The organism is Asaia sp. Ae19-3 (assembly GCF_059801175.1).
Genome location: NZ_JBCHWF010000001.1, coordinates 436,487 through 462,609 on the forward strand (window position 1 = coordinate 436,487; position 26,123 = coordinate 462,609).

23 protein-coding genes are annotated in these 26,123 nt (G+C 59.6%); 13 read left to right on the forward strand and 10 right to left on the reverse strand.

Annotated elements, in window-relative coordinates:
* Window positions 1-38 precede the first annotated feature (38 nt).
* The 4 genes from AAID99_RS01820 to AAID99_RS01835 all read right to left on the reverse strand — a co-directional run bounded on the left by AAID99_RS01820 (window position 39) and on the right by AAID99_RS01835 (window position 3,154).
* Complete coding sequence (locus AAID99_RS01820) at window positions 39-323, reverse strand: hypothetical protein (protein WP_188425044.1); 285 nt, start codon at window positions 321-323, stop codon at window positions 39-41.
* Between the two features lie 129 nt (window positions 324-452).
* Window positions 453-1,520 carry a pyridoxal phosphate-dependent aminotransferase gene (locus tag AAID99_RS01825; RefSeq protein WP_498492952.1) on the reverse strand — a complete coding sequence of 356 codons (1,068 nt, stop codon included), beginning with the start codon at window positions 1,518-1,520 and terminating at the stop codon, window positions 453-455.
* The gene (locus AAID99_RS01830; RefSeq protein WP_188425049.1) at window positions 1,517-2,032 is read right to left on the reverse strand and encodes an ankyrin repeat domain-containing protein; all 516 of its coding nucleotides are present in this window, start codon (window positions 2,030-2,032) and stop codon (window positions 1,517-1,519) included. Before AAID99_RS01830 ends, AAID99_RS01825 begins: the two co-directional genes overlap by 4 nt.
* A 111-nt stretch (window positions 2,033-2,143) precedes the next feature.
* The gene (locus AAID99_RS01835; RefSeq protein WP_188425051.1) at window positions 2,144-3,154 is read right to left on the reverse strand and encodes an MBL fold metallo-hydrolase; all 1,011 of its coding nucleotides are present in this window, start codon (window positions 3,152-3,154) and stop codon (window positions 2,144-2,146) included.
* A 387-nt stretch (window positions 3,155-3,541) separates the two neighbouring features.
* Here AAID99_RS01835 and tkt point away from each other — a divergent pair, with 387 nt between their 5' ends.
* The 10 genes from tkt to AAID99_RS01885 all read left to right on the forward strand — a co-directional run bounded on the left by tkt (window position 3,542) and on the right by AAID99_RS01885 (window position 17,104).
* Entirely contained in the window at window positions 3,542-5,662 is a 2,121-nt protein-coding gene (gene tkt, locus AAID99_RS01840; protein ID WP_188425053.1) for a transketolase, read from the forward strand.
* A 155-nt stretch (window positions 5,663-5,817) separates the two neighbouring features.
* Window positions 5,818-8,685 carry a bifunctional transaldolase/phosoglucose isomerase gene (locus AAID99_RS01845; protein ID WP_498492955.1) on the forward strand — a complete coding sequence of 956 codons (2,868 nt, stop codon included), beginning with the start codon at window positions 5,818-5,820 and terminating at the stop codon, window positions 8,683-8,685.
* Window positions 8,686-8,776: 91 nt separating this feature from the next.
* Complete coding sequence (gene gnd, locus AAID99_RS01850) at window positions 8,777-9,772, forward strand: phosphogluconate dehydrogenase (NAD(+)-dependent, decarboxylating) (protein WP_188425057.1); 996 nt, start codon at window positions 8,777-8,779, stop codon at window positions 9,770-9,772.
* 132 nt (window positions 9,773-9,904) lie between these two features.
* Window positions 9,905-11,452: a glucose-6-phosphate dehydrogenase gene (gene zwf, locus AAID99_RS01855; protein ID WP_188425059.1), complete on the forward strand. Its 1,548-nt coding sequence runs from the start codon at window positions 9,905-9,907 to the stop codon at window positions 11,450-11,452.
* A gap of 29 nt (window positions 11,453-11,481) precedes the next feature.
* A complete protein-coding gene (locus tag AAID99_RS01860; RefSeq protein WP_498492958.1) occupies window positions 11,482-12,345 on the forward strand; it encodes an HAD family hydrolase in 864 nt (287 codons plus the stop codon).
* Between the two features lie 17 nt (window positions 12,346-12,362).
* Window positions 12,363-13,112: a 6-phosphogluconolactonase gene (pgl, locus tag AAID99_RS01865; RefSeq protein WP_188425063.1), complete on the forward strand. Its 750-nt coding sequence runs from the start codon at window positions 12,363-12,365 to the stop codon at window positions 13,110-13,112.
* Window positions 13,105-13,821: a ribose-5-phosphate isomerase RpiA gene (rpiA, locus tag AAID99_RS01870; RefSeq protein ID WP_188425066.1), complete on the forward strand. Its 717-nt coding sequence runs from the start codon at window positions 13,105-13,107 to the stop codon at window positions 13,819-13,821. The genes pgl and rpiA overlap by 8 nt, the downstream gene beginning before the upstream one ends.
* On the forward strand, window positions 13,818-14,342 hold the full coding sequence (locus AAID99_RS01875; RefSeq protein ID WP_188425068.1) for a gluconokinase: 525 nt from the start codon (window positions 13,818-13,820) through the stop codon (window positions 14,340-14,342). The genes rpiA and AAID99_RS01875 overlap by 4 nt, the downstream gene beginning before the upstream one ends.
* A 263-nt stretch (window positions 14,343-14,605) precedes the next feature.
* Entirely contained in the window at window positions 14,606-15,508 is a 903-nt protein-coding gene (locus AAID99_RS01880; protein ID WP_188425070.1) for a DUF4349 domain-containing protein, read from the forward strand.
* Between the two features lie 213 nt (window positions 15,509-15,721).
* Entirely contained in the window at window positions 15,722-17,104 is a 1,383-nt protein-coding gene (locus tag AAID99_RS01885; RefSeq protein ID WP_498494243.1) for an MFS transporter, read from the forward strand.
* 43 nt (window positions 17,105-17,147) lie between these two features.
* Here the strand turns inward: AAID99_RS01885 and gloA2 are convergent, their stop codons facing one another.
* The 3 genes from gloA2 to cysS are packed head-to-tail and all read right to left on the reverse strand — an operon-like array spanning window position 17,148 to window position 19,670.
* Entirely contained in the window at window positions 17,148-17,528 is a 381-nt protein-coding gene (gloA2, locus tag AAID99_RS01890; protein WP_188425072.1) for an SMU1112c/YaeR family gloxylase I-like metalloprotein, read from the reverse strand.
* A gap of 10 nt (window positions 17,529-17,538) precedes the next feature.
* Window positions 17,539-18,318: an RNA methyltransferase gene (locus tag AAID99_RS01895; protein ID WP_267310772.1), complete on the reverse strand. Its 780-nt coding sequence runs from the start codon at window positions 18,316-18,318 to the stop codon at window positions 17,539-17,541.
* The gene (cysS, locus tag AAID99_RS01900) at window positions 18,315-19,670 is read right to left on the reverse strand and encodes a cysteine--tRNA ligase (RefSeq protein WP_188425076.1); all 1,356 of its coding nucleotides are present in this window, start codon (window positions 19,668-19,670) and stop codon (window positions 18,315-18,317) included. Before cysS ends, AAID99_RS01895 begins: the two co-directional genes overlap by 4 nt.
* 96 nt (window positions 19,671-19,766) lie before the next feature.
* On the opposite strand from cysS, the gene AAID99_RS01905 reads away from it, so the two are divergent.
* Entirely contained in the window at window positions 19,767-21,194 is a 1,428-nt protein-coding gene (locus tag AAID99_RS01905) for an MATE family efflux transporter (RefSeq protein ID WP_498492962.1), read from the forward strand.
* Between the two features lie 10 nt (window positions 21,195-21,204).
* Here the strand turns inward: AAID99_RS01905 and AAID99_RS01910 are convergent, their stop codons facing one another.
* Window positions 21,205-21,675 (reverse strand): LysM peptidoglycan-binding domain-containing protein, encoded by a 471-nt coding sequence (locus AAID99_RS01910; RefSeq protein WP_188425081.1) that lies wholly within the window; start codon window positions 21,673-21,675, stop codon window positions 21,205-21,207.
* A gap of 355 nt (window positions 21,676-22,030) precedes the next feature.
* Here AAID99_RS01910 and rpsD point away from each other — a divergent pair, with 355 nt between their 5' ends.
* Window positions 22,031-22,648 carry a 30S ribosomal protein S4 gene (gene rpsD, locus AAID99_RS01915; protein ID WP_023978552.1) on the forward strand — a complete coding sequence of 206 codons (618 nt, stop codon included), beginning with the start codon at window positions 22,031-22,033 and terminating at the stop codon, window positions 22,646-22,648.
* 107 nt (window positions 22,649-22,755) lie between these two features.
* Window positions 22,756-24,318, forward strand: coding sequence for a peptide chain release factor 3 (locus tag AAID99_RS01920; protein ID WP_188425083.1), 1,563 nt, complete (start codon window positions 22,756-22,758; stop codon window positions 24,316-24,318).
* A gap of 154 nt (window positions 24,319-24,472) precedes the next feature.
* On the opposite strand, the gene AAID99_RS01925 is transcribed toward AAID99_RS01920, so the two are convergent.
* Window positions 24,473-24,616 (reverse strand): hypothetical protein, encoded by a 144-nt coding sequence (locus tag AAID99_RS01925; RefSeq protein WP_188425085.1) that lies wholly within the window; start codon window positions 24,614-24,616, stop codon window positions 24,473-24,475.
* A 182-nt stretch (window positions 24,617-24,798) separates the two neighbouring features.
* On the reverse strand, window positions 24,799-25,938 hold the full coding sequence (locus AAID99_RS01930; RefSeq protein WP_188425087.1) for an OmpA family protein: 1,140 nt from the start codon (window positions 25,936-25,938) through the stop codon (window positions 24,799-24,801).
* Window positions 25,939-26,123: the final 185 nt, after the last annotated feature.

The window sequence follows — 26,123 nt, forward strand, 5'->3', positions numbered from 1 at the left end:
CGCCCGTTCTGGCTCGATTGGGGCGCCTGATCGAATGTTTATTCGCCGAATGTCTCGGCGTGATGAGCGCGGCGCGGGGCGCGACGCGGGCGTTCCTGACGGGGTGCCTTGTCGCGGCTGGCCGGCTTTTCATCGCGTGGCGCCGTGCGGATTTCCACTTCCAGTTCACGAATGCGGCGCTGGACGCTCTCCTTCAGGGAAGGGGAGGTATGCGGCTTCATTGTGGCCAGGGTTTCCTTGAGGTCGCGCAGTTGCTTCTGCTTCTCGGCCAGGTTGCGGCGGATTGGCTGGTTGTCGGAAAGCTGTCCTGTGTAGGAGCGCATGGTCGAGTCTCTTTATTCTGCTCTGGTACAGGCCAGAGTGTGTCGTTACCCGGAATCCGTCTGGCGCAGCTTGGCGTCAGGGCGGGTCCGGTTGCGGTCATGTTGGAAGGGCAGGACGCGCGCCTGATTTCAGCGCGACGTCAGACCCATGGAGGCAAGTGCCTCGATCAGCCGGTTCATTTCTTCATCCGTGCCGATCGTGATGCGAAGCCAGTCGCGAATGCGTGGCGCACTGAGCTGTCGCACGATGATGTGGCGCTCCCGCAGACCCGCCAGCAACGTGCTGGCCTGGTGGGCGGGGTGATGCACAAGAACAAAATTGGCACAGGACGGCAGAATGTCAAAGCCCAACCCGGCCATGCGCTGCACAAAACGTCCTCGCGTCGCCATGACCTGCCCCGTTGTGTGCTCGAGCCATTCCTCATCGGCGATGGCAGCGGCAGCGCCCGCCTGGGCAAGGCGGCTGAGCGGGTAGGAATTGAAGCTGTCCTTGACGCGGATAAGGCCTTCAATCAGATCGGGATGGCCGATGGCGTAGCCTACCCGAAGCCCCGCCAGCGCACGTGATTTCGAGAGTGTCTGCACGACGAGAATATTGTCGTGTTCCTCAGTCAGTCGGATGGCGGATTCAGCGCCGAAATCGACATAGGCTTCATCGATGATGATTGTCCGGTCCGGCTGAAGCATCGCAAGGCGTGACAAGGCCTCGAGCGACACTGCGTGGCCGGTGTTGGCATTCGGATTTGCAATGGCAATGCCGCCACAGGCAATGGTGTAGCTCTCGATATCGATCTCGAAGCGCTCATTGAGCGGGATCTCGCGATAGGGCTGGCCAAACAACCCGCAATAAACCGGATAAAAGCCATAGCTCACATCGGCGAAAAGCATGGGGGCATCGGGCGAAATCAGGGCACGGAAGGCGTGGGCGAGCACTTCGTCCGAGCCATTGCCGACGAATACCCGGTCTTCAGTCGTGCCATAGGTTGCGGCAATGACGCGCCTCAATTCCCGTGCCGTGGGGTCGGGATAAAGACGCAGCGTGTCGTCGCAGCCGTTCTTCATCGCCTCAAGGGCGGCCGGGCTGGGACCATAGGGAAGCTCGTTCGTATTGAGCTTCAGAATATCGGTGAATTGCGGCTGCTCGCCCGGGATGTAGGGATGCAGATCCGCTACGAGGGGGTTCCAGAAGCGGCTCATGAGGAACTCGCCATGTCAGAAGTGAAGAGATGTTTCTGGCCATGGGTTTCAGCGATGTCGCGAACAGACAGACCCTCGGCGTCACGCTGGTCGGGGTCTGCTCCATGAGACAAAAGAAGGCTCACCATATCCTGTCGGCCGAACATGACGGCAAACATGAGGGGGGTGCGTCCGAGATGGCTCGGGATGTCGAGTTTGGCGCCAGCGCTGACGAGCAGTTCCGCCACGGCCAGATGACCCTTGAAGGCAACACCCGAAAGGGCCGTTGCCCCCTTGGCATCCTGTCTGTTCGGGTCGGCGCCACGCTCCAGAAGCAGGGCGGTAGCCGGCAGGACTCCGTTATAGGCGGCGACGATGAGCGCCGTATAGCCGCGGCTATCCTGCGCATCGACCGCCATTCCGGCATCGAGAAACTGGGTCAGCATATCGGTGTCGCCAATGCGTGCCGCATCGATGAAAAGCGCCGTTATCTGCTCGGGCGAAAAACTGCCTGCCGGCATCATTTCGGTCATGGAAAAGCCTGAAGCTGTCATATCCTTTCCAGAATAGCCGAGCGTCCGTAGAACCGGAAGCTCAGGCATTTCTTTTCTTCATATGCGGCCTTTCGCCCTGCCTGTGGCTGGTCAGGGCGCGCGCAGGCTCTGCCCTCGCTCCGGCAAGCTGAACCAGGAGAGGTCTCTGCCCGTGGATTTGAGGCAGCGTTCTAGACGGCCTCCCGGCTCCCAGTATCCTTCATCTGTAAGCTGGAATGTGCCGAAATGCATGGCAACCGCATGACGGGCTTCAAGCAGCATGGCGGCTTCGACGGCCTGCTCGGGCGTCATATGCACCGGCTGCATGAGCGAGATCGGCTCGTAAGCGCCAATTGGAAGCAGGGCGAGATCCGGCGCACCCAGGCGGCTGTTAATCTCGGCCCAATGATGGCCATGGGCCGTGTCGCCTGCAAAAATCAGGCTCTTCAGCCCTGTACCAATATGAAAGCCACTCCATAGCGCCCGATTCTGGTCGAATGGTGTGCGGGCCGAGCCGTGCAGGGCCGGAATTGCCGTTATTGTGATCGGGTCGATACGAAATTCCTGCCACCAGTCGAGCGTGGCGACGGCGGAAAAGCCCAGACCACGCAGATGGCGCCTATTGCCAAGCGGCGCGATACAAAGCGGCCTGTCACGCCGGCCAAATCGTCTGAGTGTCGGGCGATCGAGATGATCGTAGTGACAGTGAGACACGAGAATGATGTCGATCGCCGGTATGGCGTCGAAAGCCAGCCCAGGAGGCACCACCCGTCTGGGGCCGAGATGTCGAAAAGGGGAACAGCGTTCGGACAGGATGGGGTCTGTCAGAATGGCGAGTGGGCGTTCTCCCGCCCGACCGATGCGGATCAGAAAGCTCGAATGGTTGATGAAGCTGGCAGAAATCTCGCCCGGCGCAAGTTCGGGAAAAGGCTCGGGTGAGAAAGTCGGAACATCGTTCGGCCATCGGAGCCGCAGGCTTCTTTGCCAGGAGAGGATACTCGTGAAGTCAGGTTCGACCGACGGGCGTTCCGGGGGAGCCTGCAAGGGAGGGGAAAGGCGATAAGAGGCCGGGTTATGAAAACTCCGGCCGTCGCAATGATCGGATTCTGGAAAAGGCTTCACCGCAAATCCTGCAAATTTTCGTGTGGTCGAGCAGTCGTGAAGAGTTTGGCTCTAGCACAATGTGGGCAATAGGCGTCTTATGCGCAACGCAATGTATTGCCGGGCCGGTAGGTTTCAGTTTGGTGTCAATGCTGTCGGGATTTTGAGGCAATATGTGCGGCGCAGCGGAACATCGTCATCACGCAGGCGTATGTTCAGGGTGTTCTGGTGATCTTCTCCCCGTGGCCAGGCCATGAGAGGTGAGAGTGGTCGCCAATTCTGCGTGGTCGCCTATGCGAAAAGGATCCCTGGTGGGGTTGTCTCAGGCAGCAAACCGGTCTTGAACATTGATGTCTGTCCGGCGGATGGTTTTCCATCGCAGAGAGTTAATTCGGAGGTCGATTTTTGATGCGTTCTTTAAGCAACCCGTCCGCGTTTGGCGCGGAAACAGGTGGAGCGGCCGGCGCCAATGTCTCTGACATCGCACAGCTGAGCATCAACACTATCCGCACCCTGTCGATGGATGGTGTGGAAAAGGCCGATTCAGGCCATCCGGGAACGGCGATGGCGCTGGCTCCTGTTATGTACACGCTCTGGCAGAACGACCTGAAATATGATCCGGCAGATCCGCTCTGGCCGGCACGCGACCGCTTCGTGCTGTCCGTTGGTCATGCTTCGATGCTGCTGTATTCGACGATCTATCTCACCGGCATCCGCGATGTGGTGAAGGACAAGGTTCTCGACAGCCCGTCGCTGACCCTTGAAGACCTCAAGCAGTTCCGCCAGCTGAACTCCAAGACCCCGGGTCACCCGGAATACCGCCACACGGCGGGCATCGAGACCACGACCGGCCCGCTGGGCCAGGGCTGTGGCAACTCGGTCGGTATGGCAATGGCCGAGAAATATCTCGCAGCCCATTACAACCGCCCTGGCTATGACCTGTTCGATTACCACACCTACGTGTTCTGTGGTGACGGCGACATGATGGAAGGCGTTTCGTCCGAAGCAGCTTCCATGGCCGGTCATCTGGGTCTGGGCAACCTGATCTGGCTGTATGATTCGAACCAGATCTCGATCGAAGGCTCGACCAACCTTGCCTTCACCGAGAACGTTGCCGAGCGCTTCCACGCTTACAAATGGCATGTTGTGACCGTCAACGATGTCAATGACATCGCCGCTGTCAGCAAGGCGCTTGAAGAAGCCCGTTCGGTCAAGGACCGTCCGAGCCTGATCATCATGCACACGATCATCGGTTTCGGTGCCCCCAAGAAGGCTGGTACGGCTTCGGCCCATGGTGAGCCCCTGGGTGAAGAAGAAATCGCCGGTGCCAAGAAGGCCTATCACTGGCCCTGGACCGACGCATTCCATGTGCCGGAAGGCGTTCTGGAGCATTTCCAGGAAGGTCTCGGCAAGCGTGGCGCTACGGCGCGTGCAGAATGGCATGCCCTGTTCGACCGCTACACGAACGAATATCCGAAGGAAGCCGCAGAGCTGCGCGCCATCTTCGAACGTCGCCTGCCAGAAGGCTGGGACAAGGATATTCCGAAGTGGGATGCAGACGCCAAGGGCATTGCCTCGCGCGCAAGCTCGGGCAAGGTCATCAACGCCGTTGCCAAGAACGTCCCCTGGATGCTCGGTGGTTCGGCTGACCTTTCGCCGTCGACCAAGACCAACCTCACCTTTGAGGGTGCAGGGTCGTTCCAGCCGCCGCAGTGGGGTGGCACCTATGCGGGTCGCAATATCCATTTCGGTATTCGCGAACATGCCATGGGCTCGATCTGCAACGGTCTGGCGCTGGCCGGTCTGCACGCCTATGGTTCGGGCTTCCTGATCTTCTCTGATTACATGAAGGCTCCGATCCGTCTGTCGGCTCTCATGGAACTGCCGGTCACCTACATCTTCACGCATGACTCGATCGGCGTTGGTGAAGACGGTCCGACCCATCAGCCGATCGAACAGCTTGCTCAGCTGCGTGCAACACCTGGCATCATGACTATTCGTCCGGCAGACGCCAACGAAGTGTCTGAAGCCTGGCGCACCCTGATGCCGATGACGCACAAGCCCGCCGTGCTGATCCTGAGCCGCCAGAACCTGCCGACGCTGGATCGCAGCAAGTATGCCTGCGCTTCCAACCTCGCCAAGGGCGCCTATGTGCTCGCCAGCTGTGAAGGCAAGCCGGACGTGATCCTGATGGCTTCGGGCTCGGAAGTGTCTCTGGTGGTCGACGCCTATGAGAAGCTGACCGCAGAAGGCATCAAGGCGCGTGTCGTTTCCTTCCCGTCCTTCGATCTCTTCGAAGAGCAGGATCAGGCCTACAAGGACAGCGTGCTGCCGCCGGACGTCAAGGGACGTGTGGCTGTCGAGCAGGCTGCTGCCTTCGGCTGGGATCGTTACACCGGCATCGGCGGTTCGATCATTGCGATGAACAGCTTCGGTGCTTCGGCTCCGCTCAAGGCGCTGCTCACCAAGTTCGGCTTCACGCCGGAGAAGGTGTATGACGCAGCGCGTGAGCAGGCTGCTCGCAAGTAAGACGACTACCGGGGCCTGACCGCTTCCTCGGCGGTCGGGCCTCTGGGGCCACAGCGTGCTATGGCCCCCTCTCATGAGGTCAGGGTCGGAAGGCCGACCTGAGCTGAGACGGGTGTCCACAGGGAGCCCGTCAGGTGGACAGACAGGAGTACGTCATGGACGTCGAACAGAAGCAGGGTGCCGCTACGAGCGGGAACCCGCTGCGTGATCTTTCCAATTTTGGCCAGTCACCCTGGCTGGACTTCATCCAGAGATCCTATACTGCCGATGGCAGCCTCAAGAAGCTGGTGGACGAAGACGGCCTGCGTGGCGTGACGTCAAACCCGGCCATCTTCGAAAAGGCGATGGGCTACGGCACGGATTACGACGCCCAGATCAAGGATCTGCTGGCCGCCGAAACCCTCTCTCCCGGCGAACTCTACGAAAAGCTTGCCATCACCGACATTCAGGCTACCGCTAAGGTCATGCACCCGGTCTTCGTTCAGACCCAGGGTCTCGACGGCTATGTGAGCCTTGAAGTGTCGCCCTATCTCGCATTCGAGACCAAGGCTACGGCTGACGAAGCCCGTCGCCTCTGGGCCGCCGTCAACGAAGAAAATCTGATGATCAAGATCCCGGGCACGCCCGAAGGGATCCCGGCATTCCAGGAAGTCACGTCTGAAGGCATCAGCGTCAACGTCACGCTGCTGTTCTCGCTCGAAGCCTACAAGAATGTCCTCGAAGCCTATATCAAGGGCCTCGAAATCCGCCATGCAGCGGGCAAGGACATCAGCAAGATTGCCAGCGTTGCCTCGTTCTTCGTGTCGCGCATCGACGGCAAGATCGATGGCGCCATCGATCGTCGCGTCAAGGAAGGCGACAAGGACGCAGAAGCCCTCAAGGCCCTGCGCGGCAAGGTCGCTATCGCGAACGCCAAGGTTGCCTATCAGCATTATCTGGAAGTCACGGCTTCCGAGCGCTGGAAGAAGCTCGCCGCCGCTGGTGCCCAGCCGCAGCGTCTCCTCTGGGCCTCGACGGGCACCAAGGACAAGACCTTCTCCGATGTGCTTTATGTTGAAGAACTGATCGGTGCCGACACGGTCAACACCATTCCGCCGGCAACTTTCGATGCCTTCCGCGATCACGGCAAGCTGCGCGCCAGCCTGACCGAAAACGTCGAAGACGCCTTCAAGGTGATCGAGCAGCAGGCCAAGCTGGGTCTCGACCTCGACGGTGTCACCAAGACTCTCGTAACAGAAGGCTGCGCTTCGTTCTGCGACGCTTTCGACCAGCTGCTTGGGGCGGTAGCAAACAAGCAGGCCACGTTTCTCGGGTCCAAACTGATTGAGCAGAAGGCCGAGCTTCCAGCCGACCTGAAAGCCGCAGCCGATGCGGTGCTCGAAGACTGGCGCAAGACCGGCAAGGGCCGCAAGCTCTGGGCCAAGGACGCGACGGTATGGACCGGCGGCGACGAAGCCAAGTGGCTGAAGTGGCTCGACATTGTCGATGAGCGTCTGGCCCATGTGTCTGAGCTTGAGGCGTTTGCGAGCGAGGTGAAGGCCAAGGGCTTCAGCGACGTGCTGCTGCTCGGTATGGGCGGTTCGAGCCTCGGTCCGGAAGTGATTGCCGAGACCTTCGGTCACATCGCAGGCTTCCCGAAGCTGCATGTGCTCGACAGCACCGACCCGCAGCAGGTCAAGACGTATGAAAATGCCGTCGACCTCAAGAAGACCCTGTTCATCGTTTCGTCCAAGTCGGGCGGTACGCTTGAGCCGAACATTCTGAAGGCCTATTTCTTCGCTGCTGCCGAAAAGGCACTCGGCTCGGCTCCTGGCGCACATTTTGTCGCCGTGACCGATCCGGGCTCGCATATGGAAGGAGTGGCCAAGAAGGATGGCTTCTGGAAGATCTTCTACGGCGAAAAGCAGATTGGCGGCCGTTTCTCGGTTCTGTCCAATTTCGGTCTGGTTCCTGCCGCTGCTGCCGGTCTGGACGTGCGCGCATTCCTCGAATCAGCGCTGCGTTCGGTCAAAGAAGCTTCGGCCAGCACCCCGCCCGCGCAGAACACTGCGCTCCAGCTCGGTGCCATCCTCGGCGCTGCCGCAACCAAGTTCGGCCGCGACAAGGTGACGATCATCGCATCGCCTGCGATCTGTGATCTCGGCGCCTGGCTCGAGCAGCTTCTGGCTGAATCGACCGGCAAGAAGGGCACGGGCCTGATTCCCATCGACGACGAGACCCTCGGGGCTCCTACCGTCTATGGCAAGGATCGCGTCTTCGCCTATCTGCGTCTGAAGGGTGAAGCCTGCCCCAACCAGGAGAAGGCAATCGCCGCTCTCGTGGAAGCAGGTGAGCCGGTTGTGACGATCGATCTGGCCGACAAGCTCGATATCGCTCAGGCTTTCTTCCACTGGGAATATGCCACGGCAGTTGCCGGTTCGGTTCTCGCGATCGACCCGTTTGATCAGCCGGATGTGGAATTCAGCAAGATCGAGACCAAGAAGCTCACGACTGCCTTCAACGAGACGGGCAAGCTTCCGCCTGAGACACCGTTCGCAACCTCGGGTGCGTTCGAGTTCTTTGCTGACGATGCCAACGCCAAGGCGCTTGGCGGCGGCGATGCGCTGGCGATCCTGAAGGCCCATTTCGGCCGCGTGAAGGCGGGCGATTATGTGGGTGTTCTGGCTTATGTCGAGCGCGATCTGAAGACACGCGAGTGGATCCAGAACGTTCGCCTCGATCTGCGTGACCAGTTGAAGGTTGCAACGGCTGCCGAGTTCGGCCCGCGCTTCCTGCACTCGACCGGTCAGGCCTATAAGGGCGGCCCGGATAGTGGCGTGTTCCTGCAGATCACGGCTGACGATCATGCCGATCTGAGCGTCCCTGGTGAACGCTTCACTTTCAGTGTGGTGAAGGCTGCTCAGGCACGTGGCGATTTCGATGTGCTTTCCGAACGTGGCCGCCGTGCCCTGCGCGTGCACATCAAGGGACCGCTCGAAGCTGGCCTTGCCGAACTGGCAGCGGTCATCAAGAAAGCCGTCTGAGACTGACGCAATCCGCCCCGCTCCAACGGGGCGGATTGTTTTTTGACGTGGTAGTTAGAGGGCACAGGAAGACTGTGCAGGAGTTTTGAAGATGCAAATCGGTATTGTTGGCCTTGGCCGTATGGGCGGCAACATTGCAGTGCGCCTGACCCGTCATGGTCATGACGTCGTGCTGTTCGACCGCACGCCTGAAGTTGTGACCAAGACGTTCGACCGTGCCGAAAAGGGCCGTGCGATCGCCTCGAACTCTGTCGCCGATCTGGTCAGCAAGCTGACGGCAGAGCGCAAGATCGTCTGGGTCATGCTTCCGGCTGGTGAGATCACTGAAGCCTGCGTGCAGGAACTGCGCGGCCTGCTCGGCAAGGACGATATCGTGATCGATGGTGGCAACAGCTACTACAAGGACGATGTCCGTCGTGCGCACGAGCTGATGGAAAAGGGCATTCACTACATTGACGTCGGTACGTCGGGCGGCGTCTGGGGCCTCGATCGCGGCTATTGCATGATGTACGGCGGCACCAAGGACTCGGCCGATCATATCGACCCGATCCTCAAGGCACTGGCACCCGGCAAGGGTGACGTCGTGCGCACGATCGGTCGCGACCGTGAAGGCCTCGATCCCCGCGCTGAGGAAGGCTATCTGCATTGTGGTCCGGCTGGTTCGGGTCACTTCGTCAAGATGGTCCATAACGGCATCGAATACGGCATGATGCAGGCCTTCGCCGAAGGCTTCGACGTCATGAAGTCCAAGAACTCCCCCGTCCTGCAGGAAGACCAGCGCTTCGACCTGAACATGGCCGATATCGCTGAAGTGTGGCGTCGTGGCAGTGTCGTCTCGTCCTGGCTGCTCGATCTGACGGCCGATGCGCTCGCCAAGAATGAATCCCTCTCCGAGTTCTCGGGCGAAGTGGCTGATTCCGGTGAAGGTCGCTGGACGATCGAAGCGGCCATCGAAGAGTCGGTGCCGGTTCCGGTCATGACGGCATCGCTGTTCACACGCTTCCGCTCGCGCAGCGGCAACAACTACGCAGAGAAGATCCTCTCTGCCATGCGCTTCGGCTTCGGCGGTCACGTCGAGAAGAAGTGACATTTCGGGCCGGGACCGCTCTGGTCCCGGCCCTTTTTTTATTCCTACACTCTTGGCCAGAATGTCAGCGGGAGCCGTAACGCTCCTGCTTGCACTCCGGCTTTCAGTTTATCGACTAAAAAGGTTTGGCATATGGTCGAGATTTCCGCTTCAGCGCGTGCGGCACTGTCCAATTCAGAGGCGCCGCGCGGCGTACGCCCGGCCCCTCCGGGCTCCATGGTCATTTTCGGCGGTGGCGGCGATCTGACGAAACGCCTTCTGGTTCCGGCTATCTATAATCTGGACGTGGCTGGTCTGCTCAGCGAGGATTTCTCCATCATCGTGGTCGACTGGGCCGAGATGACGACAGAAGGGCTGCTGGAGCAACTCAGCGCTGCCCTTGATGATTTCGTCAGCAAGCGCGGGACCAGCGCCACAGTGCTGCGTCAGGATGTGTGGGATCGCCTTTCCAAGAGCATCACCTATCTGCGCGGTTCTTTCGAGGAAATCTCAACGTTCCAGGCATTGAAGGAAAAGCTGGGCGATCGCTCTGCTGTTTTCTATCTCGCTGTGGCCGCGCGTTTCTTCGGTCCCATTGTCGACCTCCTCGGGGAATCCGGTCTTGCCGAACAGACCGATACGGTCTCGCGTCGCGTCATCATCGAGAAGCCCTTTGGTGCAGATCTGGAATCGGCTAAGGCGCTCAATGCGCGTCTCCAGCGTTCGCTCGATGAAAACCAGATCTACCGCATCGACCATTATCTCGGCAAAGAGACGGTGCAGAACATCCTGGCCCTGCGTTTCTCGAACGGCTTCTTCGAGCCGCTCTGGAACCGGCAGAACATCGACCACGTGCAGATTACGGCAGCAGAGACGGTCGGTGTCGAACGTCGCGGTCGCTTTTACGAAAGCACGGGTGCCATTCGCGACATGGTCCCCAACCATCTGATGCAGCTGCTGTCGATGGTCGCCATGGAGGCGCCGACTTCGTTTGACGCCGAAGCCGTGCGTGACGAGAAGGCCAAAGTGCTCAGTGCCATCCAGCCAATCGATCTGAGCCAAGTGGTACGCGGGCAGTATGTCAGCGGTTCGTTCGGCGTGGGCGATGAGGCCGAAGCGCTGCGAGGCTATCGTGAAGAACCCGATGTCGGGATGGGCAGTCAGACCGAGACCTATGTCGCGATGAAGCTGCGTATCGATAACTGGCGTTGGGCTGGTGTGCCGTTCTATCTGCGCACGGGCAAGCGCCTGCGTCGTCGCAAGACCGAAATCGCGATCCACTTCAAGCAGGCGCCGTTCGCTCTCTTCCGTGACACGCCCGTCGACAAGCTCACGCCCAATATCATGGTGCTGCACATCCAGCCGACTGAAGGCGTGACCATGCAGTTCTCGGCCAAGGTGCCTGGTCCGTCGGTGCGTCTCGGCGGTGTGCGCATGAAATTCGATTATTCCGACTGGTTCAGCGAGGGGCCGAGCACGGGCTACGAGACGCTGATCTATGACTGCATGATCGGTGACCAGACGCTTTATCAGCGCGCCGATACCATTGAAGAGGGCTGGCGTATCGTTGAACCCGCCTTCAAGGAGAACATCGCCGATAAATCGCCGCTCTGCTTCTACCCGGGTGGCCTTGATGGCCCGCGTGAGGCCGATGAACTGCTGGCACGCAGCGGGCGTCGCTGGCTCGATCTGAACAACTGACGCACTTTCGCGCCAAGACAGGAACTCCCATGACACATGATCTGGATGCCATCCACGCAGTCCTGCCGCCCATGGCATCCACCATTCGCATGGTTGTCTCGGATATCGACGGCACGCTGATCGGTCCTGACAAGAACCTGGCAGAATCGACGCAACAGGCGGCGAAGCAGCTCAGCGAGGCGGGCATCAAGCTTTGCCTCGTGAGTTCGCGCTCGGCTGAGGGCATGCTGCGTTATCATCGGGAGCTAGGTCTCGATACGCCATTCGGTGCGCTAAATGGCGGGCTGATCGTGGGACCGGACGACGAGATTCTCTCGACCCTGTCACTCCCCGCCTCCTGCGTCGATGCGGCGTGCGACACGCTTTCGGTGCACCAGGTGGATACCTGGCTGTTCCGTGGTCACGAATGGCTGATTCGCGATCCTGGCGCCTATTATGTCGAGCATGAGCGCAGATCGGTCGGTATCGACCCTGTCGTCGTGCCCGACTTCAAGCCGTTTCGCGAGGGCGTTGGCAAGATCATGGCCGCCAGCAGCAATTTCGCGTTGCTGCAGCGCATGGAAGTTGAGATCGGCGCCATGCTCAAGGGCGAGGCGAGCGTACACCGGTCGTCAAATTATTATCTCGATATCACGCACAAGGATGCGAACAAGGGCTTTGCCGCGCGTGCTCTGGCCGAGCGTCTGGGCATCCCGATGAGTGAGGTTGCCTGCATCGGCGACATGTCCAATGATGTGCCGATGCTCAAAATCGCCGGGCTAGGGATTGCCATGGGCAACGCGACCGAAGAGGTCAGTGCGCATGCCCATGTGACAACAGGGCACAACGATGCAGATGGATGGGCAGAAGCCATGCGGCGCTTCGTCCTTCCTAGGGCCCCCGGCGCGGCCTGACATAAAGGAATGATAAGATGAGTGGACACGATGTGACTTCAGCCCGCGTGGTCGTTCTGGAGGATGGCGAAGCCGTCGCCCAGAAGATGGCCCAGTGGCTGCTGGATCAGGCTCTGGCCAAGACCGACGGGCCTTTCGTCGTGGCGCTGTCGGGCGGCTCGACGCCCAAGCGTCTGTTCAAGATCATGGCTGAGCCGGCTTATGCCTCGAAATTCCCGTGGCGCCGGACCCATATTTTCTTCGGCGATGATCGTCATGTGCCCTTCACGCATGACGACAGCAATTATCGCATGACGGACGAGCTGCTGCTTGAGCATGTCGATCTACCTGCCGAAAATGCACACCCTATTCCTGCCGATGGTACGGCCGAGCAGGATGCGGTCTGGTATCAGAGCGCTCTGCAGGACCTGTATGGCAGCCATCATCTGACCCCGGGCAAGCCGCTTTTTGACGTCGTCATGCTGGGTATGGGCCCTGACGGGCATACCGCCTCGCTCTTCCCGCGTCAGCCGATCCTGCAGGAAAAGACGAAATGGGTCGCTGCCTGCACGCCAGATAACGCGCCTCATGACCGTGTTTCGCTGACCTATCCCGCCATCCATTCGAGCCGCAATGTCGTGTTCCTGATCGAGGGGGCAGGCAAGGCCGAGATGCTGGCACGGGTTCGCAGCGGCGATGAATCGCTTCCGGCATCGCATATCACCTCCGAAGGTGAGGTTGTGTTCCTGGTCGACAAGGCCGCTGCAGGAGAGCTTCAGAATGGTTGAGATCGCTCAAGACGCCGCTGCTCGCGTCGCAGAACTGAAACGTGAAGCTGCTACTCATGCCATTTCCTATATCCAGGATGGCATGGCTGTGGGCCTCGGGACGGGCAGCACGGCGAAATTCATGATCGATGCGCTCGGTGAGCGCGTCCGTCGTGAAGGGCTCAAGATACGCGCTATCCCGACATCGGAGGCCAGCGCGGCTCAGGCACAGAGCCTGAATATCCCCATCACGAATTTTGCTGATGATCCATATCTCGACGTCGCCATTGACGGCGCCGACGAGGTGCAGACGGGCTCGCTGTTCCTGATCAAGGGGCGGGGCGGCGCGCTGTTGCGTGAGAAGATCGTGGCCGTCTCGGCTCGCAAGTTCATTGTGATTGTCGATGAGAGCAAGATCGTCACCGATCTGGGCACGCATATGCCCGTGCCTGTCGAGATCATTCCCTGGGGTTGGGAGCGCGTCGAGAACCTGCTGCGCAAGACAGGCGCGAAAGCCTGCGTTCCGCGCCGTAATGCAGACGGCTCACTTTACATGACCGATAATCACAACATCATCATCGATTGTGATTACGAGTGCATCAAGGATCCGCGCGGTCTGGCAGACCACATCATCTCCATTACAGGTGTCGTGGACCACGGTCTTTTCCTTGATATCACCTCGGAAGTTCTGGTGGCCGGCGCGGCCGGTCTGCAAAGGCTGAAAGCATGAGCGGGGCGACAAATCAGGCCGGTCCCGGCCTCTACGTCGTCATGGGTGTCTCTGGCTGCGGCAAGACGACCGTGGCCCAGGGGCTTGCTCAGCATTTTGGTACGCCTTTCCAGGAAGGGGACGACCTGCATCCGGCGGCGAATGTCGCCAAGATGCATAGCGGTATTCCGCTCGACGATGCCGACCGGGCGCCCTGGCTTCAGATCTGTCATGAATGGCTGAAGATGCATGCGCAGACCGGGGGCGTACTGACCTGCTCGGCGCTCAAACGCAAATACCGTGATACGCTGCGCAACGGGCTTGATGTGACATTCGTCTATCTCGAGACGAGCGAACGCACGATTGCCGAGCGATTGAAGCAGCGTATCGGCCATTTCATGCCCCCAAGCCTCCTGCCAAGCCAGCTTGCAACACTGGAGCCGCCGGGCAAGGATGAGAATGTCATCACTGTGGACAGTGCTGGCACTCCGGAGATTGTAATGGGCAAGCTTCTGGCGTCGCTGAAAGCCCGTGGCGCCTGAATTTTGTCAGTGCAGGGATCGATTCATGAGCAGTTTATGGATCGATCCAATCGCCTGTGGGCGTCGGATTATCCCTTGTCGTCAACAGCTTATGCACAGGCTGATCCGCAGAGTTGTTCCTCGAATCTGGGGATAAGTTTCCTGTCTTGCGGCAGGCCTGAGGAACCGTGCGCTGTCGCGCGAACGCGTCATGCTGAGCGATACCTTCCCAAAAGGCCCCGGCCGTGATCCTCTTTGCCTAATCTGGCAATTCGGAAAATCTGATGATGAAGCAAAAAATACGGTACAGCCTGCGGCGACTGGCGGGACCGGTTGTGCTTGGCGTTGTTCTGGCCAGTCTTGCGGGCTGCAAGCACAGGCATGGTGAAAACCGTCGCACAGAGATGAGCTACGGGTCATTCTCACTGCAACACGCGCCTTCTCCGATCCCCGCAGCGATGCGATTTTCCATGAGGGGTAAGGTCGGTCAGGGCAATATTGCTTATGAGCATAGCCTCGCCTTGCGTGTTTCGGCAGACAAGGTCGGCGCCCATCTGGCGACTTTGCGTGATTACTGTCTCGCGCAGCAGGGCTGTGAGCTGGTCTCGGCATCGGAAGATGCAGAAGACCAGAATGAGGGGAGTGAAAACCGTTCGGCGAGGCTCTCGGCGCGTTTGCCTCATGACAAGGTCGAGGCGTTTCTCAAAATTGCCGCGGCGCCTCTGGCAGGGGAAACCGCAGATGCTGTCGTCACCCAGAGCCTGCGCACCAGTGAGCGTGATCTCAATAGAGAAGTCACCGATGTCGATCGCCGTCTGGCCCAGATGACCGCCTATCGTGACCGTCTCGAGGTGCTTGAAGCCCAGAGTGCAGGCAAGACGGATGACCTCATCAAAGTGGCGAAAGAGCTTTCAGAGGCGCAGAGTACGCTGGAAAGCGCATTGAAAGAGAAAAAGGATCTCTCCCGTCAGGTGGATACGGAAGAGGTCAATGTCACCTATAGGTCTGCACATGAGAATCTAGGGCCCCTGCGTCAGCGCTGGAAAGATAGCGGTGCGCTTCTTAGTGAGACGCTGGCAGATCTGTGGGATTTCCTGATTCAGGCTGTGGTCTGGGCACCGCTGGTCGTCATCGGCCTGTTGATTGTCAGGCGCGCGATCCGTCACGGCTGGTTCAGTCGTAAATAGGGCGGTCCTGCTCAGGGTTTTGTGAGGCGGTGAACCTTGGCCGCCTCCATGCGTCATGAAAAGATGAGAGTGAATATTTTGTAATAGAAGAGAGGGCGCCCCTTGCAGCTTTCCACTGATCGAGACGCGCGGCCCGGTAAGAAGATTCATGGCCGGCCCATAGAGACGGATATTCCTGCGCGTCTCGACCGGCTGCCCTGGTCACGGTTCCACATGCTGATTGTTGTGGCGCTCGGCATCACCTGGATCCTCGACGGGCTTGAAGTCACCATTATCGGCTCGCTGGCGCCCTCGCTGCAGCGTGACGATACGCTTGGGCTGTCAGCCGATGGCATTGGCTTTGCGTCTTCCTCCTATGTCGCGGGGGCAGTGCTGGGGGCGCTTGTATTCGGCTGGATGACCGATCAGCTCGGGCGCAAGCAGATCTTCTTTCTCACTCTCGCTCTCTATGTCGTTGGTGTTGGCGCTTCGGCGCTCTCATGGAATCTGACCAGCTTCGCCGTGGCCCGCTTTCTGACTGGCATGGGTATCGGTGGCGAATACTCGGCGATCAATTCCGCAATTGACGAGCTTGTTCCGGCGCGACTACGCGGCCGTGTGGACGTGATGGTCAACGGGACATTCTGGGCTGGCGCTGCCTTTGGCGCCATCGGCTCGGTCTGGTTACTCAACTCTGCGATCATTCCAGTCTGGCTCGCATGGCGCGTGGCGTTCGCACTGGGGGCGCTCCTCGGTGTGGCGGTGCTTTTTCTCCGCACCTTCGTCCCTGAGAGCCCGCGCTGGCTGATGACCCATCGCCGCGTGGAAGAGGCCAATGCCATCGTCAGCCATGTGGAATCCCACTGTGTTGAGCCTGAAGGCGGTTGGGGGCAGAAGCTGCCAACCGTCCTTATCTACCCGGCAGGGGTATTCAGCCCGGCCGAAATGATCCGGATCATGGTGCAGCGCTATCGCGGACGCTCGCTCTATGTGCTGGTCCTGATGATCTCCCAAGCATTTCTTTATAACGCTGTGTTCTTTACCTATGGCATGGTGCTGACGAAATATCATGGCGTGTCACCGCGCGCAGTTGGCTGGTACATTCTGGCCCTCGCCATCGGCAATCTCTTCGGCCCGCTCATTCTGGCACGCTGGTTCGATACCTGGGGTCGCAGACGGATGATCGGATTGAGCTACGCCATTTCGGGCGTACTCATGATGGCTGTGGCCTATGCCATGGGCGTTCATGCCCTGACTGCCGCCAGTCAGACACTCTCCTGGTGCTGTATCTTCTTTTTCGCCTCGGCAGCGGCCTCGTCGGCCTATCTGACTGCAAGCGAGCTCTTTCCCCTCGAAATGCGGGCTTTTGCGATCGCGGTGTTCTATGCGGTCGGCACGCTTTTCGGCGGCGTTGCGGCACCCGTCATCTTCGGGCACCTGATCGGCACCGGACGGCTTTCCCTGCTTGTCATGGGCTATGTCGTCGCAGCGATCCTGATGCTGATTGCCAGCGCAGTGGCCTGGATCTGGGGCGTGGATGCCGAAAACCGCTCACTGGAAGAGGTCGCGCCACCGCTTTCCGAATATTATGCCCGGGAGGAGGAGCGCGCCGTCTGATTGCGGCCCGTTCTCCTCACTACTCCTTAGCCCGGATAGCCGATCAGCTCTGATAGAGCTCCAGGGGGAGACCGTCGGGATCGCTGAAGAAGGTGTAAAGCTTGCCGGTATAAGGGTCCGTTCGTACCGGCTCGCAGGTTACGTTATGGCGCTCGAGATGCTCGACCGCTTCCTGCATGTTATCGACACCAAATGCCAGATGACGCAGCCCGGCGGCCTCTGGCTGTGTCGGGCGTGAAGGCGGGGTTGGGAAGGAGAACAGCTCGATCTGCGTATCGCCGATGGCAATGTCGCATTTCCATGACTGCCTTTGGGCCCGCCAGACTTCACGTATGATGCTCAGCCCAAGGATCTCGGTGTAGAAGCTGCGGGATTTCTGATAATCGGATGTGATGATTGCGATGTGATGGACGCAGGTGAACATCGTCTGAGACCTATTGCTGACGGGCTTTGCGGCCATTGGACAATTCGGTGACGACACCATGCATGGTGCGCAGTTCCTGCTCTGTCACTTCACCACGCTGAAAGAGGTGGCGCAGATTGCGCACCATACCGGGGCGCTTCTGCTCATTGCGCAGAAAACCGCATTCATCCAGATCGCGTGTCAGATGACCGAGGAAGTTCTCAAGCTCGCCCTTTGTCGCCACGTGGGTTTCGTTCGTCATGAGCGTACGCGGCGGGGTGGTCTCGCAGGCCATCCACCACTCATACGCCATGATCAATACGGCCTGGGCGAGGTTCAGCGACATGAAATCAGGGTTGAGCGGATAGCGTATCAGTACATCGGCGCGCGCCATGTCCTCGTTATCGAGACCGGCGCGCTCGGGGCCGAAGAGCAATCCGGCTTTCAGCCCCCGATCGGCAATGGCGCGGAGTTCCGACGCTGCGCCACGGGCGGTCATGACAGTCTTTACGATGTGGCGCGGGCGCGGGCAGGTAGCCATGACGTGGTGCAGGTCTGCTACGGCCTCATCGACCGTATCGAAAACCTGCGCCGCATCGAGAATGCGATCGGCGCCTGATGACGCGTACCATGCGCGCTCCTGCGGCCATCCATCGCGCGGGGCGACCAGACGCAGATGAAACAACCCGCCATTGGCCATGGCGCGTGCTGTCGTACCGACATTTTCGGCCAGCTGCGGCCGGACGAGAATAACAACGGGGCTGAATTCCCCGATCGGCCCGATATCGGCGCCGCCGTCACGACCTGTCATGCGCGCCTCCATGTCGTGCCATTGGCAGTGTCTTCAAGAATGATTCCCTGTTCGGCAAGCTGGCTGCGGATACTGTCCGCAAGAGAAAAATCTCGCGCTTTTTTCGCGGCAACACGCTGGGTGATCAGCGCATCGATGGCAGTATCCTCGGAGCCCGAACGAAACCACTCATCCGGTGTGGCTTCCAGAAGGCCGATATGGGCACCGCAGGCCTTGAGAGAGGCAGAGGCTTCTGCATCACCACCAAGGGCTGCATCGGCAAGCGGATGGAGGCAGGCAAGGGCGAGGGGGGTGTTCATGTCATCGCACAGTGCCAGCATGAAGGCATCGGGTATTATTCCGGTGTCTGCTGGTGGGGTCTTTTCCAGGGCACGATAAAACCGGTCGAGAATGCGCTTGGCTTCCTCGAGTTTCTCCCAGGTAAAGTCGAGCACCGAACGATAATGCGTGCCCAGAATAAGCAGACGCAGAGCTTCTGCGGGTGCGCGCGTCAGAACCTCGCGAATGGAGAAGAAATTGCCCAGTGATTTGGACATTTTCTCGCCATTGGAGAGCAGCATGGCGTTGTGCAGCCAGTAGCGTGCGAAGCTGCTGCCGGGGTGGCAGCATAGCGACTGGGCGCGTTCGTTTTCGTGGTGCGGGAACATCAGATCGTCGCCGCCGCCATGAATGTCGAAGCTCTCGCCGAGATAGCGATGCGACATGGCCGAGCACTCGATATGCCAACCCGGTCGGCCACGCCCATACGGGCTGTCCCAGCCAGGCTGATCGGGTGTCGAGGGCTTCCACAGGACGAAATCGCCTGGATGGCGCTTGTAGGGAGCCACCTCGACGCGTGCGCCTGCCAGAAGATCGTCAGGGCTGCGGCCGGAGAGGCTGCCATAGCTGGCGCAGCGATCAACGGCAAAGAGCACATGCCCTTCGGCCTCATAGGCATGACCATTGGCGACAAGCTGGGCGATCATGCTTAACATGTCATCGATATGATGCGTGGCGCGCGGTTCGATATCGGGCGGCAGAATGCCGAGGGCCGCCACGTCTTCATGAAAGGCGATGGTGGTGCGTGCCGTCAGGCTTGCAATATCTTCACCATTCTGTTGCGCACGCGCAGTAATCTTGTCGTCCACATCGGTGATGTTGCGCACGAAAGTAACCGTCGGATAGAGCCGACGCAGCAGACGAACGAGGATGTCGGCGCTGAGCATGGCGCGCAGATTGCCGATATGCACGGCATCATACACTGTGGGCCCACAGTAATAGACGCGCACATTGGCAGGATCCAGCGGCACGAAAACCTGTTTCTGCCGGGTCTGGCTGTCATGAAGGGACAGGGAATAGGAAGGGCTGGCCATGATCCAGAGTAGATGCGTCAGCCCTGCGCCTAGCGCAACTCTATTTTACGGCTTTGAACGCTGGTTTTCTGCCCCTCGTGGTATAAGCAGAACAATATGACAGAACTTCGCTCTTCCATCACGGTGCCGCATTGGGGCCAGCATTTGCGCGCGCTGGTCAAAATAGCCGCGCCGCTCAGTTTTTCGCAGCTGAGCGAGATGGCCATGAATGTGACCGATACGGTGCTGCTGGGCAGTCTCGGTGCGACGGCGCTTGCTGTTGGGGGCATGACCACCAATCTTTTCTTCTGCACCTTCATCACGTTTCAGGCGGCCCTTGGGGGGGCCAGCATCCTGATCTCCCGGGCGAGGGGACGGGCCTTTGCTGCGCAGAACACGCTGGAAGATCTTTCGGGAATCGTCTCTTCAGGCGTGGTCCTCGCGTTGCTGCTCTGCCTTCCTGTGCTGGTGATACTTCTGCCTGCAGGCTCTCTGTTGGCATTTTTCAATGAGCCGTCGCAGATCGTCACCCAGGGCAGCCGCTTCATGCATTTGCTGCTCTGGGCGCTGCTCCCCAATCTGGTCATCATCGGCCTGTTGCGCATCATTCTGCCTGCCTTCGGAAGCGAGCGGCTGCTTTTATGGACCATGCCGGGCATGGCCGTCATGAATGGCTTCCTCAATGCCGGGTTGATCCATGGTCGCTTCGGACTGCCGGAGATGGGGCTATGGGGCTCGGCTTGCGCCACGATCGTGACAGGATGGTCCATTGCGCTGCTTCTGGTGGTGCTGGCCCGTCGGCAGGCCCATCTGAAGCGCCATCTGCGCGTAGCGCGCCCTGACCCGCGTGCGATGGGCGAGATGCTGCGTCTGGGGCTGCCCATGATGGGGGCAACCGGCGCAGAGTTGCTGGCTTTCCAGATGACGGGGCTGCATGCGGGGGCCCTGGGGGCGGTCTCTTCTGCCGCGCATCAGATCGCGCTGAGCGTCACAAGTACAGCTTTTATGATCAGCCTCGCCGTTTCACAGGCGGTCAATATCCGTGTTGCCTATTGGCTGGGCGCCGGCTCACCCCGTGCCGCCTTGCGCTCGACGCTCGGTGCTCTTTTTCTGGTGCTGCTCTGGACCAGCTTCACAGCGACCGTGCTGCTCGTCTTTCCTGAATATATTGCCGGGTTCTATCTGCGCTCGGGAAGCGCAGATGCGGCCCAGGTCATGCCGATTGCGGTGTCGCTGCTGAAGATTGCCGGTATTTTCCAGATTCTGGATGGCGTGCAGTGCGTTTGCGCCGGTGCCCTGCGTGGCTGTCACGACACATTCATGCCGATGGTGCTGATGGTACTGACCTACGTACCTGTCTCGATTTTCGGTGGCGACTGGCTTGCCTTCAAGGGGGGATACGGCGCGATCGGTCTGTGGATCGGTCTTGCGACGGGGCTCGGTATCCTGGCGTTTCTGCTGTCGATACGTCTCGCCGTCACGTTCAGGCGCAAACTCGGCTCTGGCGAGCCCGTTCCGGGGGAAGGGCTCGCAGATCCGGCGTGAAGGGTATGATTCAGGCCTCGGGAATACGGATGGTCTGTCCGGGATAGACACCCTCACTATGGGCGAGTTCGTCCTTGTTTGCCTCGTGCAGATCCTGCGCCGTGACGTCGGCATCCGTCTTTTCCGCGATGGCGGCCAGCGTCTCGCCCGGCTTGACCTGATGGAAGACCGGCTCGGGTGTTCCTTCCGGTACCGTGATATCGGCGTGGACGGTATCGATACCGGCGATGTTGCCCGCGGCAAGAATGATGGCGTCACGCTCGGCAGCACTTTCGGCCTTGGCTTTGACCGCCACCGTCGTGTCTCTTACCGTGATATGCGATACGGAAAGCTGTGAAAGCCCGTACTGCTTGAAGGCGCGCTTGATCAGGCTCTCATGGGGCGCACGCGGCGCCGGTGCCCCTGCGGGATTGATCGCCTCGATCTCCGCCTTGTCATTAAGCTTGCGACCCGCCGCCCGGTTGAATTTGAAAATAGCCATGAGAAGGCTCCCTTTTTCTTCGTCCTGCGCAGATGACTCGCTGCCGCAGGCTATGCCCATCGTATTTCTGCTGACGTATCAGTCCAGTGATTGTTCCCTCACTGACCCGATTTGCCCTGGTGAGGTATCCTACTGTGGGGTCGATTTAGATTGACAGCGTGGCGGGGGTCCTATACCTGCCGCCGCTATTGCCGGGAACGTGGACATGCCGGCCGTTACCAGACCGGGATCTGCATCCCGAGGTTGCGGTTCGAGGAATGCGCCCGTCTTTCCTAATTCGGGGGAAGGCCTACCGGCGCAACATGCGGTTGCCACGCAGCATAGGGCAGCCCGAAGTCGAAGCGAGTTCTTGCACATGAGCAAGCGCCAAGAGAGCAAGTATAAAATCAATCGCCGTCTGGGCGTAAACCTGTGGGGCCGCGCCAAGTCGCCGGTCAACAAGCGGGAATACGGCCCCGGTCAGCATGGCCAGCGCCGCAAGCAGAAGCCCTCCGACTTCTCGATCCAGCTGATGGCCAAGCAGAAGCTCAAGGGCTACTACGGCAACATCAGCGAGAAGCAGTTCCGCAAGTATTATGATGAGGCCGTGCGTCGCAAGGGCGATACGTCGGAGAACCTGATCGACCTGCTGGAGCGTCGCCTGGATGCGGTGATCTACCGCCTCAAGTTCGCGATCACCCCGTTCGCTGCCCGTCAGTTCGTGAGCCACGGCCACGTGACGGTCAATGGCCGCAAAGTGAACATCCCTTCGTATCTGGTTCGCGATGGCGACGTGATCGAAGTGCGCGAAAAGTCCAAGCAGCTTGCTGTTGTTCTTGACGCCGCCCAGTCCGCTGAGCGTGACGTGCCGGAATACATCGAGGTCGATCATCGCCAGATGAAGGGCAAGTTCGTTCGCAGCCCGCGTCTGTCCGATGTGCCGTACCCCGTGCAGATGGAACCGAACCTCGTGGTCGAGTTCTACTCGCGCTAAACGCCGGTTTTTCTACCGGGTGTTTCTGGCCAATGCCGGATCGGGTTCACCCCCGGTCCGGCATTTGTCGTTTCAGGTAATTGCCGTTTTACCGAAGGTCTTTTTCGATGTCCGAAGCCGCGTCCGCCCCCGTTTCTGCCACCGGCCTTGCCAGCGAGATCCGGCGTCGCCGGACCTTCGCCATCATTTCGCATCCTGACGCCGGCAAGACGACCCTGACAGAGCGCATCCTGCGCGCTGGTGGTGCCATCCAGCTCGCGGGCAATGTGCGCGCCAAGGGTGAACGCCGCCGCACCAAATCCGACTGGATGGGTATCGAGCGCGATCGCGGCATTTCGGTCGTTACCTCGGTCATGACCTTCGAATATGGCGGCTGCGTTTTCAATCTGCTCGATACGCCGGGCCATGAAGACTTCTCCGAAGACACCTATCGTACCCTTACGGCTGTTGACTGCGCCGTGATGGTCATCGACGCTGCCAAGGGTATCGAGGATCGCACACGCAAGCTGTTCGAGATCTGTCGCCTGCGCGATATTCCCATCGTGACCTTCATCAACAAGATGGATCGTGAGGCGCAGGATTGCTTCGGCCTGCTGGACGAGATTGCCTCGACACTGGCGCTCGATACATCTCCGGCGACCTGGCCTATCGGACGCGCCGGGCATTTCGCTGGCACGTATGACATGCGCACACGTGAGATACGCGGTGAAGCGGTCGATCTGCCCCAGTCGGATGCCCGCATGGTCGCGCTCTCGGAGGAGCTGGAACTGGCTGAAGCGGCTCTGCCGCTCTTTGATCGTGAGTCTTTTGACGCCGGTCATCTGACGCCGGTATTTTTCGGCAGTGCGATGAAGGAGATTGGCGTTACCGATCTTCTCGACGCACTGGTGGCTTATGGCCCCGAGCCACGTGCGCAACCCAGCGAGACGCGAGAAGTAAAGGCCGATGAAGAGCAGGTAACGGCACTGATCTTCAAGATTCAGGCCAATATGGACCCGAACCATCGTGACCGCATGGCTTTTGCCCGTATCTGTTCTGGCAAGCTGACGCGTGGCATGCGTCTGAAGCATGTCCGTACAGGAAAGCAGTTTGCTCTGCACACCCCGCAATTCTTCTTTGCGCGTGACCGACAGCTTGCCGAGGAGGCTTTCGCGGGTGACGTGGTGGGACTTCCCAACCATGGGACCCTGCGTATTGGGGACACACTCTCAGAGAGTGAAGAACTGCGCTTCACAGGCGTGCCGCATTTTGCGCCTGAAATCCTGCGGCGTGTGCGGCTGGACGATGCCATGAAAGCCAAGAAGCTGCGTCAGGCTCTGGTCGAACTGGCGGAAGAGGGGGTTGTGCAGCTTTTCCGTCCACAGGACGGGTTGCCGCCGATTGTCGGCGTCGTGGGCACCCTGCAGCTTGATGTGCTGCAGTCGCGTCTGCAGGGAGAGTACGGGGTTGCTATCGGTTTTGAGTCGACGCCCTATACGATTGCCCGGTGGGTAACGGGTGAGCGCGCCAAGATCGAGGCGTTCTCCATGGTCAATCGCTCGGCCATGGCTGACGATCTGGATGGCGATCCCGTGTTTCTCGCCAGTTCGAATTTCATGATGCGCCGCACGGTCGAAATGAATACCGATCTCGGTTTTCACGATATCAAACAGATCGGCCTGAGCGTCTGATCCTGATCTCAGAACTGGGAAAGAGCCCCGGAATTACCGGGGCTTTTTTTTGCGCTGCGCCTAGGTGAAGAAGGCTCCTATCGGTCAGTCAGTATGGTTTTCCAGTCTGCAGGCCAAAGAGCGGGTCTCGAGACCGATGGTGGACAGACGCCCCTCACATCATGAGCAAGGCGATCGTGCCTAGAGCAATCAACCCGCCGAGAATGGCCCCCATGGTGAGGCCTATGCCTTCCTGACGATGATCCATTGAGGAACGGTGCAGGTTCGGCGCATCGCTGAAATGAGAAATCTGGGTCATGGCAAACTCCCTTTTCCGGGATTGGTGACACGACTCTCTTATAACGGATTACACGCACGTAATGTGTTGTGCTGATTGCATGGCAGATAGGCAAAGAAAAAGGCCCTTGGCATGATTGCCAAGGGCCTTTGTTCCTGAACCAACCTGAAAGCCGCCTGAGCAGCGATCAGATCAGGCCAAAATCAGCGCAGGATGATTTCGACGCGACGGTTCTGCGGCTCGCGGGTGTTCGGACCCGTCGGGACCAGCGGATGCTGCTCACCATAGCCGTGGATGTCGATCGCAGCGGCAGGAACGCCGTCACGGATCAGCTCAGCCTTGACCGACTGCGCACGACGGACCGAGAGGCCCTGGTTGTACTTCTGGCCGCGAGCACCGGGGTGTGCAGCAGAGTTGTCGGTGTAGCCGTTGACTTCGATGCGCGTCGTCTGGACGTGCGTGGAAGCCTGAGCTGCCTGGGCAACGATCTCACGAGCGCGACCCGTCAGGTTCGACTTGTCCCAATCGAAGAAGACCAGGTAGGTGCGGGCCGGCTGCACTGCCGGCGGAACGACGACCGGAGCCGGCGGCGGCGGCGGGGGAGCCGTGTCGAATGCATAACGCAGGCCGACGATGAACTGGTGCTGGAAGCGGTCACCGAAGTTCACGTTACCCTTGTGCACGCCCGTACGGTTCCACGAGGTGGAGCGGTATGCGCCATCCGTGAAGGTCTGGCCGATCATGCGGTATTCACCGGTGAGGGCGAGGCCCGGAACGCCCGGGATGTCATAGGCTGCACCGACGATGCCCTGGTAGGCGAAGCCACCCTGCGTGCCGCCAACGCGGTTGGTCGCGCCGTTGGTGTAGGACGTGGTGATCGGGTTGTAGTGCTGCCACAGGTAGCCTGCACCGACACCAACGAACGGCGTGACCGGCAGGTTGATGCCGAACTGAGCCAGATCGATGTCATACAGAACGTTGACGAAGCCGCCATAGGACTGGTCGGAACCGCTGGTCGAACCAGGCGTACCCGTCGGGTTGCGGTGGTTGATCTGCGAGTAGTTGTAAACGCCTTCGACTTCAGCGCGCAGGCCGTTGCCGAAGCCCCAGCCGAACGAACCGAAGCTCGTGAAGCCGTCCTTGTGACGGAACTTGGAGCTGGAGCCGTTATCGCTGGTCGTGCCGTCAGCCTGCGTCGTCGGGGAGAAGTGCGCGTGCTGGGTCTGAGCCAGGTTATAGCCACCGCCGATATTGACATACGGGCCGGTGATGGTGCTCGCCATGGCGATCGTCGGGGCGGCTGCCATCGACGTCATGGCCAGAAGTGCCGTGCGGAGACGCATTAGTTTCGTCCTCATAAATTCATCCATTCAAGCCTGCCTCGTTGCCCCCGAAGAGGCGAAGCAACAACAAGCTCAGCGCGATGCATAAGTGCGTATAGAGCCGTCAGTTCCGGTTCAGGAAGTGAGTTCCATAGGTATTTGACGATTAGACGAAATAGCCGTGTCCAAACTGCAACACTTCATTC